At 61.1% G+C, this 17,103-nt stretch carries 14 protein-coding genes; 9 read left to right on the top strand and 5 right to left on the bottom strand.

Annotated features, from left to right (window positions below):
• Positions 1–3: 3 nt before the first annotated feature.
• Positions 4–591, bottom strand: coding sequence for a hypothetical protein (locus ABT23_RS02635; protein WP_296630712.1), 588 nt, complete (start codon positions 589–591; stop codon positions 4–6).
• A gap of 216 nt (positions 592–807) precedes the next feature.
• On the opposite strand from ABT23_RS02635, the gene ABT23_RS02630 reads away from it, so the two are divergent.
• Complete coding sequence (locus tag ABT23_RS02630) at positions 808–1,494, top strand: Crp/Fnr family transcriptional regulator (protein ID WP_296630710.1); 687 nt, start codon at positions 808–810, stop codon at positions 1,492–1,494.
• A 171-nt stretch (positions 1,495–1,665) separates the two neighbouring features.
• Here the strand turns inward: ABT23_RS02630 and gyrB are convergent, their stop codons facing one another.
• The 3 genes from gyrB to dnaA form a co-directional block, all read right to left on the bottom strand.
• Entirely contained in the window at positions 1,666–4,125 is a 2,460-nt protein-coding gene (gene gyrB, locus ABT23_RS02625; RefSeq protein ID WP_296630706.1) for a DNA topoisomerase (ATP-hydrolyzing) subunit B, read from the bottom strand.
• Between the two features lie 208 nt (positions 4,126–4,333).
• A complete protein-coding gene (gene dnaN, locus ABT23_RS02620; RefSeq protein WP_296630703.1) occupies positions 4,334–5,437 on the bottom strand; it encodes a DNA polymerase III subunit beta in 1,104 nt (367 codons plus the stop codon).
• A gap of 179 nt (positions 5,438–5,616) precedes the next feature.
• Positions 5,617–6,960: a chromosomal replication initiator protein DnaA gene (gene dnaA, locus ABT23_RS02615; RefSeq protein WP_296630701.1), complete on the bottom strand. Its 1,344-nt coding sequence runs from the start codon at positions 6,958–6,960 to the stop codon at positions 5,617–5,619.
• A gap of 227 nt (positions 6,961–7,187) precedes the next feature.
• Here dnaA and rpmH point away from each other — a divergent pair, with 227 nt between their 5' ends.
• The 8 genes from rpmH to ABT23_RS02575 all read left to right on the top strand — a co-directional run bounded on the left by rpmH (position 7,188) and on the right by ABT23_RS02575 (position 15,879).
• Entirely contained in the window at positions 7,188–7,322 is a 135-nt protein-coding gene (gene rpmH / locus ABT23_RS02610; RefSeq protein ID WP_011313339.1) for a 50S ribosomal protein L34, read from the top strand.
• Positions 7,323–7,351: 29 nt separating this feature from the next.
• Positions 7,352–7,750: a ribonuclease P protein component gene (gene rnpA / locus ABT23_RS02605; RefSeq protein WP_296630699.1), complete on the top strand. Its 399-nt coding sequence runs from the start codon at positions 7,352–7,354 to the stop codon at positions 7,748–7,750.
• 11 nt (positions 7,751–7,761) lie between these two features.
• Positions 7,762–9,405 carry a membrane protein insertase YidC gene (gene yidC / locus ABT23_RS02600; protein WP_296630696.1) on the top strand — a complete coding sequence of 548 codons (1,644 nt, stop codon included), beginning with the start codon at positions 7,762–7,764 and terminating at the stop codon, positions 9,403–9,405.
• Positions 9,377–10,717, top strand: a complete 1,341-nt coding sequence (gene mnmE, locus ABT23_RS02595) for a tRNA uridine-5-carboxymethylaminomethyl(34) synthesis GTPase MnmE (RefSeq protein ID WP_296630694.1) — start codon at positions 9,377–9,379, stop codon at positions 10,715–10,717. Before yidC ends, mnmE begins: the two co-directional genes overlap by 29 nt.
• Positions 10,718–10,857: 140 nt before the next feature.
• On the top strand, positions 10,858–11,334 hold the full coding sequence (locus ABT23_RS02590) for a cytochrome c (RefSeq protein WP_296630691.1): 477 nt from the start codon (positions 10,858–10,860) through the stop codon (positions 11,332–11,334).
• A complete protein-coding gene (locus tag ABT23_RS02585) occupies positions 11,331–12,017 on the top strand; it encodes a cytochrome b/b6 domain-containing protein (RefSeq protein WP_296630689.1) in 687 nt (228 codons plus the stop codon). Before ABT23_RS02590 ends, ABT23_RS02585 begins: the two co-directional genes overlap by 4 nt.
• A 93-nt stretch (positions 12,018–12,110) precedes the next feature.
• Positions 12,111–13,877 carry an ABC transporter ATP-binding protein gene (locus ABT23_RS02580; RefSeq protein WP_296630686.1) on the top strand — a complete coding sequence of 589 codons (1,767 nt, stop codon included), beginning with the start codon at positions 12,111–12,113 and terminating at the stop codon, positions 13,875–13,877.
• Between the two features lie 328 nt (positions 13,878–14,205).
• A complete protein-coding gene (locus tag ABT23_RS02575) occupies positions 14,206–15,879 on the top strand; it encodes a DEAD/DEAH box helicase (protein ID WP_296630683.1) in 1,674 nt (557 codons plus the stop codon).
• A 105-nt stretch (positions 15,880–15,984) separates the two neighbouring features.
• On the opposite strand, the gene ABT23_RS02570 is transcribed toward ABT23_RS02575, so the two are convergent.
• A complete protein-coding gene (locus ABT23_RS02570) occupies positions 15,985–16,941 on the bottom strand; it encodes a diguanylate cyclase (protein WP_296630680.1) in 957 nt (318 codons plus the stop codon).
• Positions 16,942–17,103: the final 162 nt, after the last annotated feature.

Genomic DNA, 17,103 nt, shown 5'->3' with positions numbered 1-17,103 from the left:
CCCCTATTGCAGATTGGCTGCAGTCAGCGACACCAGCAGCACGCCGATCACATCATTGCCATTTTTCACGGGTGCGGAAATTTGCACCGATTCGATATTGGTGCTGGGGTCGGGTTTGGATTCACCCTGTTGCCACACTTTTCCGCTGAACGATTCGTCGAAGTTTGGCTTGCCCTTGCCGATATAAATCGCTGGCATGGACGTAAAAGCGACGCGATGGCTCTTGTCGCCCGAGAGTACGATCTTATTGATCCCCTTGGGGTCGGCATTCATCCACTTGGCCAGGCGCTGCCCGGCCGGATTGTCGACCAAGCCTTTGACGATGGGATCGCTTTCCTTCAACTCCCGCCACTTGGCATTGCCCAACATGGGAATCGGGCCTTGGGTGTTGGATTCCTTCACGGCTTTCACAATGACAGGATCCATGGCCCACATGGCTGCCTGCTTTTTATAGGTATCGATCTTGGGCTGCATCTTGGGTGTCACGTCAGCCGCCCTTACAGGGGTCGTGACGATCACTGCAGCCAACAGCATCCAAATATTGAGGAAAAGGGAAGAAGAGAAGCATCGGGCTCGAGAGTCGTAAGGCATCGTAACCTCCATCAGGGTAGAACTCCGCTATGAGGGACACCGACAATGTCCCTTTCCTGTTTTGTGGTTCTCCGACCTCGGACACCAACCCCTTTACACTCCCGAAGCGGCATAAGTAGTATTCTGGCCATCTCGGGGAAAGTATGTCGGCCAACTGACATTTCCGGCATTAAAGAAAATGTCGTTTAAGGCGCGGCAATCCAACAGAGGATGCGCATGCCACTTGATCAGCAAACCGACATACTCGCCCGCATGAGCGGGGAAGACCGGGAGGCGTTACTTTCCCTTGGCACGATGCAGCGTTTTTCCAAGGGCGAATTCGTGTTCCGTGCAGGGGCGCCCGGCAAGCACGTCTATTTCCTTCGCAAAGGTCGAGTCAAAATTTGCCAGCCGGCGCATACCGGCAAGGAAGTCATTCTGTGGTTCTGCTTTGCCGGTGAAATGTTCGGCCTTGCAGAAGTGGCACAGGGGGGGGGACGCGTGGTGCATGCGCACGTGTGCGAAGCATCGGAGGTACTTAAATTGTCGCAAAGCCAGTTTTCCGGGTTTCTTCGCGACCATCCTGATTCCCTGCATCTCGTCATGCAGGTACTGTCGTGCCGTATGCGCACCCTGAGTGAAGTCATCGTCAATCTGGTCAATGACGACGTTGAGACCCGCATCATGAAGTTGATCCTACGTTTGAGTGCGCGCCATGGCGTCCACGTTGGGCAGGATATCCACCTCGATATCACGCTTACCCACCAAGAAATTGCCGATATGGTTGGCACCACACGCCAAACAGTTACCGGGATGCTCAGCAAGCTAAAGCGGAGAGGCTTTCTAAGCCTGGAAAACCGCAGAATTTACATTGAGAGTCCGGAAATGCACGCTGCGGCCTCTGGCCCGGGCCATTGGGAATGATGGGGGATTGCCTTCGGCCAATCCCATGTCTGCGTTTTCTTTGCTTCTTCATTGCGCCAAAGAAAAGGCCAACCAGATTGGTTGGCCTTAAGGCGTTGCCAATTTCAGAAATTCTGTCCCGTAGAATGGCTTCTCGTGACGCTATTTCCGTTTACGCACAAGAACCACAACTCAAACATCCAAATTGCGTACACCCAGCGCATTCGTCTCAATGAAATTCCGCCGCGGCTCGACTTCATCGCCCATCAGCGTGGTGAAAATCTGATCGGACGAGATCGCATCCTCGATCTGCACCTTCATCAGGCGACGCACCTTGGGATCCATGGTGGTTTCCCACAGCTGGGCCGGGTTCATCTCGCCCAGGCCCTTGTAGCGCTGGATGCTCATGCCGCGTTTGACTTCGGCGAGGAACCAGTCCATCGCTTCGCGGAAGCTTTGCACCGGCGCTTCCTTTTCGCCGCGCTTGGCGCGGGCGCCCAGGCCGATCAGGTCGCGCAGCAGGTCGCCAACCTTGACCAGCTGGCTGTAGTCGCCTGATTCAAGCAGGTCCGCTTCGAGGAAGTTGACGTAGGCGTTGCCGTGGGAATGGCGGGTGATGCGCAGACGATGGGTGTCGGTTTCGCTGAGATATTCGGCGGCCACCTCGAATTTATGCGCGTCGAGCGCCGCACCTAGGCTGGCTTCGGCCATCATCGCGGCGCCGCTGTCGGCGAGGCTCAGGCGTGGGATCTTCATCAGCACCTGCAATACGTCGTCCGGAAGCAAGCGAGCCAAGCGTTCGCTGACGGCCTCGGCGAGGAAATATTCGCGCGCCAGCGCCTCCAGCGCTTCGCCGGAAATCGGCATGGCGCCATCCATCGGGGTCAGTTCGGCGTCCTTCATCGCCTCGGCCATCAGGTGTTCCTTCAACGCGTGCTCGTCCTTGATGTAACGCTCGGAGCGGCCATGCTTGACCTTGTAAAGCGGCGGCTGGGCGATGTAGATGTGGCCGCGCTCGACCAGTTCGGGCATCTGGCGGTAGAAGAAGGTCAGCAGCAGGGTGCGGATGTGAGCGCCGTCGACGTCCGCGTCGGTCATGATGATGATGCGGTGATAGCGCAGCTTGTCGGGGTTGTAATCGTCCTTGCCGATACTGGTGCCAAGCGCGGTAATGAGCGTGGCGATTTCCTGGCTGCCGATGACCTTGTCGAAGCGCGCGCGCTCGACGTTGAGGATCTTGCCCTTCAGCGGCAGGATCGCCTGGAATTTGCGGTCGCGTCCCTGCTTGGCCGAACCGCCGGCGGAATCGCCCTCGACCAGATAAATCTCCGAGAGAGCGGGATCCTTTTCCTGGCAGTCGGCGAGCTTGCCGGGCAGGCCCAGGCCGTCCATCACGCCCTTGCGACGGGTGATTTCACGTGCCTTGCGGGCGGCCTCGCGAGCGCGCGCGGCATCGACGATCTTGGCGCACAGCAGCTTGGCGTCGTTGGGGTTTTCCAGCAGGAATTCGGCGAGTTTCTGGCCGACGACTTCCTGCACCACCGGCTGCACTTCGCTGGACACCAGCTTGTCCTTGGTCTGCGACGAAAACTTGGGCTCCGGCACTTTCACCGACAGCACGCAGGTGAGGCCTTCGCGCATGTCGTCGCCGGTGGTCTCGACCTTGGCCTTCTTGGCGACTTCGTTTTCCTCGATGTACTTGTTGAGAACCCGCGTCATCGCCATGCGCAAGCCAGTGAGGTGCGTACCGCCGTCGCGCTGCGGAATGTTGTTGGTGAAGCACTGCACGGTTTCGGAATAGCTGTCGTTCCACTGCATGGCGACTTCGACGGTCATGCCGTCCTTTTCGCCGATGGCGCTGAAAATCTTCGGGTGCAGCGGATTCTTGAGACGGCTCATGTATTCGACGAAGCCCTTGACGCCGCCCGAGTGCGCGAAGTTTTCGCTCTTGCCGTCGCGGTGGTCGATCAGTTCGATCTTGACGCCGTTGTTGAGGAAGGACAGTTCGCGGATGCGCTTGGCGAGGATGTCGAAATGGAATTCGACCTTGCCGAAGATTTCCTCGTCGGCCAGGAAATGCACCTCGGTGCCGCGGTTCTTCGTTTCGCCGATGATCTGCATGGGCGACACTTCGACACCGTTCTGGATTTCGATCGGGCGGTCGAGCACCTTGCCCCGGTTGAAGGTCATCGCGTATTTCTTGCCGTCGCGGCGCACGATCAGCTTCAGCCATTTCGACAGGCCATTGACGCACGACACGCCGACGCCATGCAGACCACCCGACACCTTGTAGCTGTTCTGGTTGAACTTGCCGCCGGCATGCAGCACGGTCATGACGATTTCAGCCGCGCTGCGCTTGGGCTCGTGCTTGTCGTCGAATTTGACGCCGACCGGGATGCCGCGCCCGTTGTCGGAAATCGAGATGGAGTTGTCGGGGTGGATGATGACCTTGATGTCGTCGCACCAGCCCGCCAGCGCCTCGTCGATGGCGTTGTCGAGCACTTCGAACACCATGTGGTGCAGGCCGGTACCGTCGGAGGTATCGCCGATGTACATGCCGGGGCGCTTGCGCACCGCTTCCAGGCCTTCCAGCTGCTGGATGCTGTCTTCGTCGTAACCGCCGTTGGCGTTGTTGTCGGACTTGTCGCTCATGGTGTTCTCACCCCGTAGGGCATTCCTGTCAGTTGTTGCTAGGAGTATTGCGTGGGTTGGCTTGATGAAGCCTGATTCCATTCATGCCCTTCGACTTCGGTCATGAGAGCATTCGACAGGCCTGTCCTGAGCCTGTCGAAAGGCTCACCACGAACGGAATCAACCACCATCCGTTCGCCCTGAGCTTGTCGAAGGGCCTTGTTCAGGATCAGATCCGCATCGGCATCACGACGTACTTGAAGCCGGCTTCGCCTTCGCTGGTCAAGAGCATACTGCTGTTGGCGTCGCCCAGCGACAGCGTGATTTCGTCGGTATTGACTGCGCCGAGGCCGTCCAGCAGATAGGTCACGTTGAAGCCGACGTCGAGCGGATCGCCGTTGTAGTTGACTTCGATTTCGTCGGCAGCTTCTTCCTGCTCGTTGTTGTTGCAGACGATGCCCAGGGTGTTCTCGCTCATCACCAGGCGCACGCCGCGGAATTTCTCGTTCGACAGGATCGCCGCGCGCTGCAGGGCCTGTATCACGCTCTGACGGTTGGCCTTGAGGTGACGCGGCTGATTGGTAGGGATGACGCGCTGGTAGTCGGGGAATTTTCCGTCGACCACCTTGGTCACCAGCTCGGTACCAGGCAGGGTGATGGTGACCTGGTTGGTGCCAATGCGCAGTTCGACCGGGTCGTCCACATCGCCAAGCAGCTTCGAAAGTTCGACCACGGTCTTGCGGGGAATGATGACCTCGCGCGTTTCGGCTTCGGTTTCCAGTTGGGTTTCGGCGTAGCTCAGCCGGTGCCCGTCGGTGGCGACGACGCGCAACTGCTTGCCGTCCAGTACCAGCAGCATGCCGTTGAGGTAATACCGGATGTCCTGGCTGGCCATGGCGAACTGCACCAGTTGCAGCAGGCGCTTCAGCGTTTTTTGCGGCAGGCTGAGGGCTTCGCCCAGGCCGGCTCCGGTCTCGACCCGTGGAAAATCGGCAGCCGGCAGGGTTTGCAGTGTGAAGCGGGACTTGCCTGCGCTGACCACGACCTGGCTGTCCTTGGAATCGAGCTTGACCTTGGCGGAATCAGGCAGCGCACGCACGATGTCGAACAGCTTGCGTGCCGCGATGGTGATGGCGAAATCCTCACCGGCCTGCACATCCAGCTGCGTGCTCACCTGCAATTCCAGGTCGGTCGCCAGCAGGGTCAGCTTGCTGCCTTTTTTCTCCAGCAGGAGATTGGACAGGATGGGGAGCGTATGGCGGCGTTCGACTACCCCAACAACGGCGGTGAGGGAAGCCAGGAGTGTGTTGCGTTCGCTTTGTACTAATAGCATTTATATATTCCTGAGAATCATAATAAAGGCAGCCTGAAATTGGGGGTAAGCCTTTTTACTCAATTAAAACATCTACTTGTTACTTGTTTTTGGGTGTGGATAACAGCGGGGAAACACGGGAGGAAAGGGGATGGATTCCTCGCTTTGTATGCTTGACCTGCTTTATCCACATTTCATCCTCAGCCTGTCAGGCTTTGTAACAACACCAGATAATCACGGCCGATATCCGCTTCGGTCTCCCGCAGTTCGGCGACCTTGCGGCAGGCGTGGATCACCGTGGTGTGGTCGCGTCCGCCGAAGGATTCGCCGATTTCCGGCAGGCTCTGGTTGGTGAGTTCCTTGGCCAGCGCCATGGCGATCTGACGGGGGCGTGCCAGGTTGCGCGTCCGTTTCTTGGAGAACATGTCGGCAACCTTGATCTTGTAGAAGTCGGCAACGGTTTTCTGGATGTTCTCGATCGAGACGATGCGCGAGGTCGAGGCGATGAGATCCCGCAGTGCTTCCTTTACCAGTTCCAGGGTGATGGGTTTTTCGTGGAAGCGGGAAAAAGCGATCACCCGTTTCAGCGCACCTTCGAGTTCACGTACATTGGAACGCACCTGCTTGGCAATGAAGAAAGCGACGTTCTCGTCGAGCTTGACGTTTTCCGCCTGCGCCTTGGCCAGCAGGATCGCGACCCGCATTTCCAGTTCCGGCGGCTCGACGGCGACGGTCAGGCCCCAGGCGAAACGGGATTTCAGACGGTCGTCGAGGCCACTGATTTCCTTGGGAAAGGTGTCGCAGGTGATGACGATCTGCTTCTTGTTCTCGATCAGCGAGTTGAAGACGTAGAAAAACTCTTCCTGGGTACGGTCCTTCTTGGCGAGGAATTGGATGTCGTCGATGAGCAGCAGGTCGAGCGACATGTAACGCCGCTTGAGGTCGTCGAACTGTTTGTTGAGATAGGCCTTGACCACGTCATCCACATAATCGTTGGCATGGATGTAGCTGATTCGCGCATCGGGATTGGCCTGACGCACGGTATTGCCGATGGCTTGCAACAGGTGGGTTTTTCCCAGCCCGACGCCGCCATAGACGAACAGCGGGTTGTAGGCCACGCCGGGGTTGTCGGCGATTTGCAGTGCCGCTGCCCGCGCCAACTGGTTGGCGCGGCCGGAGACGAAATTGTCGAAAGTGAAGCCGGGGTTGATGCGCATCCCCATCTGGGCAGGAGCTGCGACGCTGGCGGGCAGCGGCACTGGTGCAGCGACGGTAGACGGTGCCGTGTGCGTACGCGGCGCACTGGGTTTTTTACCCAGTGCATAGGTAATGGAGACAGGGCGGGCATAGAACTCTTGCGCCCAGCCATCGATGTGTTCGGCAAATTTCTCGCGGACCCAGTCCATTACGAAATGATTGGGTGCCAGGATGCGGACCTCGCCGTCAGCATCCTCAAACACCAGGGGTTTGATCCATGTGCTGAACTGCTGCTGGGTCAGGTTGGCGCGAAAGCGCTCTTGGCAAAGGTCCCAGAAGGAATCCATAGTCGAGGGGAGAGGGGCGGAAAGCAGCATGGGATTCAAACGCGAATCTTACTCCCCTTCGGCAAGGTTATCCACAGGCAGGATCCCCCGGACATTGCGGGGCATTCTCCGCTGAACTTGACACCCCCCCGGTAGGGCGGGTCTAATATGCGGTTTTTCAACAGATTTTTTGTGTTTGGCCCGCCCGCGCTGCGGGGTGGGCCGATGCCTGCCAGAAAGGATATGCCATGAAACGCACTTACCAGCCTTCCACCGTCCGCCGCAAGCGCACCCACGGTTTCCGTGCCCGCATGAAAACCAAGGCAGGCCGTGCCGTGATCAACGCGCGTCGCGCCAAGGGTCGCGCACGTCTGGCTGTCTAATCAACGCGCATCTCAACTCAGCGGGTGGCGTGCGCCTCCGCGATGCGCGGCTGGTCGACAAGGCCGATTTCGATCGGGTATTTGCCGACAATCAACGCGCACGAACGGATTATCTGATGGTGATGGCGCGGCCCAATCAGGTGGGATATCCCCGGTTGGGTATGGTCGTTGCCAAGCGCTTGCTTGCGCGTGCGGTGGATCGCAACCGCGTCAAGCGGTGTGTGCGCGAAAGCTTTCGACAGGTTTTGCCGGAACTGCCCGCCTGCGACTTTGTCGTTCGTCTCATTGCCAAGCCGGTTCCGGGCGATGAGGCACGGGATTTGTTGCGCACGTTCGCACGTGCGGGCCATCGAGCCATGGCAAAATGGCCCGCCATGGCAGCAGGTGACCCCCTGATTGCCACTCCGGAACCCCATCCCAACTCATAGCGCCCCGTTCCATGGATAACCAGCGGCTGATTCTTTTCATCGTCTTTTCCTTCTCCCTGCTTTTGTTGTGGGAGGCCTGGCAGGACAAGCATGCGCCGCCGCCGCCAGCTGTCACGGCGACGAACGCGCCGGCCAGCACGAGCACGCCGCCTATTCCAAGCCAAGGGCTGAACGCCCCCGCCGCCGCGCCAGCCCAAGCCGGATTTGTGAAGGGTGCGCGTGCGGTGGTGGAAACCGATGTGTTGCGCGCCACGATCGATGCCAATGGCGGCGACCTCCGCCAGCTTCAACTGCTGACCTATCGCGAGACGGAAGCACGCAACGAGATCTTCACGCTGTTTGAAGACGATCCGGCCCAGCCCTATCTTGCGCAGAGCGGTCTGCTTGGCAAGGATCTGCCGACACATCGCAGCGTTTTTCAGTTGAATCCCGGCACCTACCGTCTGACCCGGGGCGCTTCTCAAGTGGAGGTCCCCCTGGTGTGGAATGATCCCGCCACGGGCGTGCGCGTCGAGAAGACCTATATCTTCAAGCGCAATAGCTATGAGATTGCCCTCAGAACCCGGGTCATCAACAACGGGACCCAGCCTGTCGACCTGACCCCGTATTACCAGTTCACCCGCCATTCCGGCGCACCGCGCGGCGCGTCTTTCTTCCTGCATACCTTTACCGGCCCGGCGTTCTACACGGACGCCAAGAAATTCCAGAAGGTCACGTTCAAAGCCATCCAGGAAGGCAAGGCCGAGTTTGAAAAAACGGCCGACGACGGATGGGTGAGTTTGGTGCAGCATCACTTTGTGGCGGCCTGGCTGCCCGAGGGCACTGTCAAGCGCGAGTATTACGCACGCGCTCTGGGGCATGATCTCTATTCCGCCGGCGTCATTCTGGTGGAGGGCACCCTGGCGCCCGGCCAGCAGAAAGTTTTTACCGTGCCCTTGTACGCGGGACCGCAGACGCAGAAACTGCTCGAAGCGGCCGCCCCCGGCCTGGATCTCGCGCGCGATTACGGCTGGCTTACGCCGCTGGCCTTCCCCATTTACTGGTCGCTGGCAAAAATCGAGCACTTCGTCGGCAACTGGGGATGGGCCATCATCATCCTGACCATCCTCCTCAAACTGGCGTTGTTCCCGCTGTCGGCCGCCGGCTACAAGTCGATGGCCAAGATGAAGAAACTCACGCCGCGCCTGCAGAAGCTGAAGGAAACCTATGGCGACGACCGCGCCAAGCTGCATCAAGCGATGGCGGAGATGTACAAGACCGAGAAAATCAATCCGCTCGGCGGCTGCTTCCCGATCCTGATCCAGATTCCCGTGTTCATCGCGTTGTACTGGGTGCTGCTGGCGGCGGTGGAAATGCGCGGCGCGCCGTGGCTGGGCTGGATCCACGACCTGACCGCGCCCGATCCTTTCTTCATCCTGCCGATCATCATGGGCATCACGTCGATCCTGCAGGTCAAGCTCAATCCGCAGCCGATGGATCCGATGCAGGCCAAGATCATGATGATCATGCCGGTAGCGTTTACCGTGATGTTCGTCTTTTTCCCGGCCGGCCTCGTGCTGTACTGGATCGTCAACAACATCCTGTCCATTACCCAGCAATGGGTGATCAACAAACAGGTTCAGGACGGTGGCAAGCCCGCCTCCGGCAAAGCCTGATCTGATTGCAGCCATCGCCACCGCTCCCGGACGCGGTGGCGTGGGTGTAGTACGGGTATCAGGGGCGGATATCGTCCCGCTTGCCCAAGCCATGCTTGGGCGCGTGCCCGCGCCGCGCCATGCGACGTTCTGTCGCTTTCTCGATCGCGATGGCGAAGCCCTCGACGAGGGGATCGCTCTCCATTTTGTCGCCCCCCATTCGTTTACCGGCGAGCACGTGCTGGAACTGCAAGGCCACGGCGGACCGGTGGTGTTGAACCTGATCCTGCAACGTTGTCTGGAACTCGGTGCGCGGCTGGCCGAGCCGGGTGAGTTCTCCCGTCGCGCCTTTCTGAACGGCAGGCTCGATCTGACCCAGGCCGAGGCGGTGGCCGATCTGATCGACGCGGCTTCCACCGAGGCGGTGCGCTCGGCGGTGCGTTCGCTGGCAGGTGCCTTCTCGGCGCGGATCGCGGAACTGGTCGACGCGCTGACGCGTCTGCGCATGCTGGTCGAGGCCACGCTCGACTTTCCCGAAGAGGAGATCGATTTTCTCAAACAGGCCGACGCCTTCGGGCGCCTCGATGCGATAGAAGCCAGCCTGGCTGCGGTGCGATCGCAGGCAAAACAAGGCGCGCTGCTGCGCGAAGGTTTGACCGTGGTGCTGATCGGCCAGCCGAACGTGGGCAAGTCGAGTTTGCTGAATCAACTGGCCGGATTCGAGGCCGCGATCGTCACCGAGATCGCGGGCACCACGCGCGATACCGTACGCGAGGCGATCCAGATTGAAGGCGTACCGTTGCACATCGTCGATACCGCAGGCCTGCGTGAAACCAACGACACGGTGGAGAGGCTCGGCATCGCCCGCACCTGGGAGGCGGCGGAGAGGGCCGACGTGGCGTTGCTGCTGGTGGACGCGGCACATGGCCTCAGCGAACGCGAGGCGGCGATCCTGGCGCGCCTGCCGCCAGGGGTGCGGCTCACGATCCACAACAAGATCGATGTCACCGGCGAAGCGCCACGCGTGGCAGGCGACGAGGTCTGGCTTTCCGCCCGGACCGGTGCCGGGATCGATCTCCTGCGCGCCAAGCTGCTGGCATCGGTGGGTTGGCAGGCGGCAGGCGAGGGCACGTTCATGGCGCGCGCGCGTCATCTGGATGCGCTGGGGCGTGCCGCCGGCCATCTTGCCGTTGCGCGTGAATCGACCGGCCAGCTGGAATTGTTTGCCGAAGAACTGCGGCTAGCGCAGGCCGCCTTGTCGGAAATCACCGGTGAGTTTACGGCTGACGATCTGTTGGGTGAGATCTTCAGTTCGTTCTGCATCGGAAAGTAAATGGTCTTGTGTGTCTGCCTGCTCCGCTCTGCAGGCGCGATCCGCATTATTTGCGAGCCCCTACGTGCCCTGGGGAACTCGACATATGTTTACGCTATCCATAGACCTTTGCCGTTTTCTGCCCTCGGCCAGGAATGACCATGATTTCGCTCAAACCCTATTTGCGCGCTGCGCCCTTATTGATTGGTGCCTGCCTGATGCTGGCCGGATGCGGCCCCAAGGCCGATACGCATCCTGGCCAGCCGGTGACCAAGCGCCGCGCGCTGTTGCAGGAAACCCTGCGTACCTTTGAGCCGATGGGGATCATGGTGCGCGGCAAAACGCCTTATGTCGCAGCGAAATTCCTTACGCTCGCCGACAAGCTTCAAAGCCTGAGCACCCAGCCGTGGCCCTATTTTCCGCCGGGCAGCACCTATGCGCCGAGTCGTGCCAAACCCGCAGTGTGGCAGCAAGCCGCGCAATTCAAACAGGCACAGGACACCTACATCAAGGCGGTGTCCGGCCTCGCCGCGTCGGCCAAGACCGGCAATCTAGACGCGATCCGCCCGGCCTATATGCACGTGAGCGACAGCTGCGCCGCCTGCCATAAAACGTTCCGGGGACCGTCGGTGCTATGACGCAGCCGTCTATACGGGTCAGGGTATGGGATGTCCCGGTGCGGCTGTTTCACTGGCTGCTGCTGGCCTTGTTCGGATTCTCCTGGTGGAGCGGGGAGCAGGGGAACCAGTGGATGGAATACCATGCCTGGTCGGGGCTTGCCATTCTTACGCTGGTGCTGTTCCGTATTGTCTGGGGGCTTGTGGGCAGCGACACGGCGCGTTTTGCGCATTTCGTGCGGGGGCCGCGCGCCAGCTACGCGTATTTTCGCAGTGTGTTGCAACGCCAGCCGAAGGCTTATCTGGGGCACAACCCGCTGGGCGGATGGATGATCGTGAGCCTGTTGCTGCTGTTGGTGGTGCAGGCGATGACCGGTCTGTTCGGTAACGATGACAGCGATTACGAGGCGCCGCTCTCGCATTGGCTCGACCACGACACCAGCAGTCTCATCACCACTCTGCATACCTACAACTTTGATTTGCTGCTGGCCTTGATCGGTTTGCATGTTGCGGCTGTGTTGGCCCATCAGTTGCTGCGCCGTGACGACATGATCAAAGCGATGTTCTCCGGCATGAAGGTCGGGATGGCGGGTGCGACGGCCGGGCGCATGGTGTCGAGCTGGCGGGCGCTCGTGCTGTTGGGTTTGACGACGGCGCTCGTTTACGCGCTGCTCTGGATGGGCGGTGGCATTTCAGGTCTATAGGCCGTCTCACGGGCGGGCCGGTTCCCGGCGCTTTTATCCGGACACGGCAACGCTTATGCTTGCCGCGTGTTACTTCCTTCAGGACGGCCCCTCATGCTGACGTGGCGCGGCATCGCCGACGAGCTCAAAATCCATCGCACGCGTCTGCTGCAGGCCAACGTCATTGCCCTGCTGGCAGTGGCGGCCGCCGTACCGGTGCCGCTGCTGCTGCCGTTGATGGTGGACGAGGTGCTGCTGCATCATCCGGGGGCCTTCGTAGGCAGGATCGGCGCGGTCTTTCCCGCTGCCTGGCACGGGCCGGTGCTGTTCATCGGTATGGCGCTGCTGTTGACGGTCGCGCTTCGGCTGACATCGATCCTGCTCAACGTCTGGCAGGGGCGCACATTTTCCCTGCTGGCCAAGGACGTGGTCTACCGCATCCGGGTGCGGATGCTCGCCCGGCTGTCGCGTATCGCGCTGTCGGAGTTCGAGACGGTAGGCGCGGGTCGGGTCACTTCGCATTTCGTGACCGACCTCAATGCCATCGACAGCTTCCTCGGGGCATCGGTTTCGGGCCTGGTGGTGTCGGTGCTGACGCTGGTCGGGGTGGCCGCTGTGCTGTTCTGGATGCACTGGCAGCTGGCGCTCTTCATCCTGCTGCTGAACCCGGTGGTGATCCTGTTTTCCACCCGGCTCGGCAAGCGGGTAAAGGATCTGAAGCGGCACGAAAACCGCGCGTTCGAGGTGTTCCAGGATGCGCTGTCCGAAACCCTCGACGCGCTGACCCAGATCCGGGCGATGAACCGCGAAAAGCATTACCTGATGCGGGTGACGGACAAGGCGGCGGATATCCGCCGGCATGCCGCGGCGTTCGCCTGGAAGTCGGACGCGATGAGCCGGATTTCGTTCTTCGTGTTTCTGGCCGGCTTCGATGCCTTCCGCGCCGGTGCGATGCTGATGGTGGTGTTTTCGAATCTCACCATCGGCGAGATGCTGGCGGTGTTCGGCTACCTCTGGTTCATGATGACGCCGGTACAGGAACTGGTGAACCTGCAATATGCCTGGTTCGCCGCCAATGCGGCACTGGCCCGCATCAATGCGCTGCTCGGTCTGCACAGCGAACCGCAGCATCCCGCGCGGTGCGACCCGTTCGTCGGCCAGCCGACCGTCGGGATCGCGCTCGAGCACGTGAGCTTTGCCTATGCGGATGGCGAGACGGTGCTGGACGACGTCAGTATCGAGGTAGCGGCGGGTGAAAAAGTGGCGCTGGTCGGAGCATCCGGCGGCGGCAAGTCGACGCTGGTGCAGGCCTTGCTGGGGCTCTATCCGGTGAAATCCGGCCGGATCCTGTATGGGACGGTGCCGGTCACCGAGATCGGCTGGGAAGCCGTGCGCGAGCATGTGGGCGTGGTATTGCAGCACCCGGTGCTGTTCAACGACAGCGTGCGGGCCAATCTCACGCTCGGCCGCGCAGCCGATGATGCCACGCTGTGGCAGGCGCTGGAAATCGCGCAGTTGAAGGACATCATCGCTGCCCTGCCGCACGGGCTGGATACCCTAGTCGGGAAACAGGGGGTACGGCTGTCCGGTGGACAGCGTCAACGGCTGGCCATTGCACGCATGATCGTCGCCCATCCGCAGATCGTGATCCTCGACGAGGCCACGTCGGCGCTCGATACCGATACCGAACGGCGGCTGCACCAGGCGCTCGGCGGCTTCCTGGCCGGGCGCACGACGCTCATCATCGCCCACCGTCTGTCGGCCGTGAAACAGGCCGACCGCATCCTGGTGTTCGAGAACGGCCGTGTGGTGGAGGAAGGCGGCCATGACGAATTGATCGGCCGCGGTGGGTTGTATCACAAGCTGTACCACCACGCGTAAATACTGTTCGGGAAAATCAGCGTTTTCTGATACACTGCGCGCAGTTGTGCATACAGCAGTGGGCAGGTCAGGCTTTTGCCGCCGTGCCTCGGGACTGTTCTCACAGCCCCATCGTCTTCGACCTCTCTTTTGTGCCGCCGGTTATTTTTGCAGCCGGCAGTGACAAGTCTTGTGGTTGGCGCCGATGTGATCGACGCGACCCGTTGGGCGTGCAGGAATCAACCGATTCCAAACGCTGCTTATTTCCGGTTCGTATTTTGTGGCCTGTCTGGCGTGTGCCGGGCGCAGGTCTGATTTGCGCGTTTGAGCGCACTTTAAAAGGTTTGCCATGAGCTTTTCCGAACTGGGGCTTGATCCCCTCATCCTTAAATCCGTTCTGGCCGCAGGCTATGAAAACGCCACGCCGGTTCAAATACAGGCGATACCCGCCGCATTGAGCGGGCGCGATCTGTTGGTATCCTCGCACACCGGCAGCGGCAAGACGGCGGCTTTCCTGCTGCCGTCGATCCAGCGTCTGCAGGCCGAGCCGGCCGTCAAGAGCATGGGCCCGCGCGTGCTGGTGCTGACGCCGACGCGTGAACTCGCGCTACAGGTCGAAAAGGCTGCCATGACCTATGGCAAGGATCTGCGCCGTTTCCGCACGGCCTGTCTGGTCGGCGGCGCGCCTTACGGCCTGCAGCTGAAGCGGCTGTCGCAACCGGTCGACGTGGTGGTGGCGACCCCGGGCCGCCTGATCGATCACCTGGAGCGCGGCAAGATCGACTTCTCGCGCCTGGAAGTGCTGGTGCTGGATGAAGCCGACCGCATGCTCGACATGGGCTTTGTCGACGACATCAAGGCCATCGCCGCGCGCTGTCCGGCCGAGCGCCAGACGCTGCTGTTCTCGGCCACGCTCGACGGCGTGGTGGGCAACCTGGCACGCGAACTGACCTGCGACGCCCAGCGAATCGAGATCGAGGCCGTGCCGCACAAGGAATCCAAGATCGAACAGCGTCTGCTGTTTGCCGACAACATGGACCACAAGAACCGTCTGCTCGACGCGCTGCTGCGCGACGTGGACATGGTGCAGGCCATCGTGTTCGCCTCGACCAAGCGCAGCACCGAGGAGATCTCCGACCTGCTGGCCGACAGTGGCTTCGCGTCCGACGCGCTGCATGGCGACATGCAGCAGGGCCAGCGCAACCGCGCGTTGCAGCGCCTGCGCGAAGGCCGCACCCGCGTGCTGGTGGCCACTGACGTCGCCGCGCGCGGCATCGACGTGGCGACCATCAGCCATGTCATCAACTTTGACCTGCCGCGCCAGGCCGAGGACTATGTCCACCGTATCGGTCGTACCGGCCGCGCCGGCCGCACCGGCATCGCGGTGAGCTTTGCCGGCATGCGTGAAGGCGGGTTGGTGAAGAACATCGAACGCTACACCGGCAACCGCATTGAGGTGCACACGTTGCCAGGGCTGGAGCCGACCCAGAAGCCGGCCTCCGGGCGTCCGTCATCGTCGGGTCGTCCGCGCAGCAACAACGGCGCGCGCGGCGGGTTCGGCGACAGGCGCCCGGACGGGCAGAAGCGCAGTTTCGGCGACCGCAACGAACCGCGCAGTTATGGTGACCGTCCGCCGCGTGGCGACAGCCGTGACAACCGCGATCGCAGCTACCGTGCCGACGCGCGTCCTGCCCGCAGCGATGCGCCGCGCGGCAACCGTTTTGAACAGGCCGCCGTGCGTGGCCCGTCCGACGTGCCTCGCATGACCGGCGATCGCCCGCCGCGCCACGAAGGGTTCCGCGGTGCTGACGTGCCGCGCGAGCCGAACGGTGAAATCAACGGCAACAGCGTCGAATATTGGGAGAAGCGCGAGCGCGAAGCCAAGGCCAAGGCAGCGGCCGCGGTGACCCGCAGCTACGGCAATCGTGCGCCCGGCGCGCGCGCGGGCGCAGCGCAGCCACGTGGCAACGACAACCGGGGTGGCGCCAACCGCGTCGGCGTACGGGGCCGGTTCAAGGACTGATTGCGCGGATGTCCGGCCGGAGAGAGAAGGGGGCAGATGCCCCCTTTTTTATTGTCTCTGGCGTATCCGGACCGCGCCGGGGCGCGGCTGACACGAGGCGGTCCATTACGACGTGGCGGGTTGTGCCAGATCCGTGAGACGGTTGAAGTGGCAGACCTGGTTCCGGCCATTGTGTTTGGCCGCGTAGAGTGCCTGGTCGGCCTTGTCGAGCAGTTCGGCCAGTATTCGGCGCGTTTCGTGTTTCTGCGTTTGCGGGATGAGCGTGGCAATGCCGATGCTGGTTGTGATGCGGGTTTTCATGTTTTCGATGGCCGCCACGGCCGCGCGCAGCCGTTCGGCCGCGACCAGACTTTCCGCTTCGCTCAATCCGAGCGCAGCCACGACAAATTCCTCGCCGCCATGTCGCGCCACGATGTCGTTATCCCGGGCTGCGGCCTTGAGGGTGGATGCGACGGCTTGCAGGACGCGATCGCCTTCGGCATGGCCGAAACGGTCGTTGATCTGTTTGAAATGATCCAGATCGATCATCAACAGCGTTGCATTTTCCTGCCGGCGGTGAGCGGTTTTGAGCATTTGTTCGGCGTATTCGTAAAATGCGCGCCAGTTATACAGGCCGGTCAGGCCGTCATGATTGGCGAGCAGCTCCAGTTCCGCATGCAACCGCCGGAGCTCGGTGGTTTGTCGCGCGAGCGCATCCTGGGCGGCCTTGCGCTCGGTGATGTCGCGTACGACACAGAGGACCAATTGGTCGCCATGAAGCATCATCGGGCTCAGCATGATGTCGACCGGAAACTCGCTGCCGTCCTTGTGCAGGGCGAAAAGCTCCGCGGTGCCGCCCATCGATCGGGCGTGTGCGTCGGTGATATAGCGGGCGCGATGGCCGGTATGGAGGGCAGCGAAGCGGGGTGGGATCAACATTTCGACAGGCTGGTTGATCAGCTTGCTTCGGTCGTAGCCGAACAAGGTTTCCGCCTGCGCGTTCGCCAGAACGATGCGCCCGGCACGGTCGATGACGAACAGGGCATCAGGTGTGTATTCAAAGATGTGTTGGTAGATTTCCATCGGAGAGATGAGACGCGATATTCCGTCAGGCGCGGGGAAGGACAGGGCGGTTGCGATACACGACCGATCTCCGCGAGGGCGGGTGTTTCCGCTTTGGTGACGTAATCCTCGCCTGGAGGGTGCTAGACGACCTGCGGGGGTTTTGTGCGGGGACTGCAAGCG

Source organism: Thiobacillus sp. SCN 63-57 (genome assembly GCF_001725555.1).
Classification (GTDB): Bacteria; Pseudomonadota; Gammaproteobacteria; order Burkholderiales; family Thiobacillaceae; genus Thiobacillus.
Note: the sequence above shows the minus strand (reverse complement) of the source record. Positions and strands in the feature narration are given on the sequence as shown.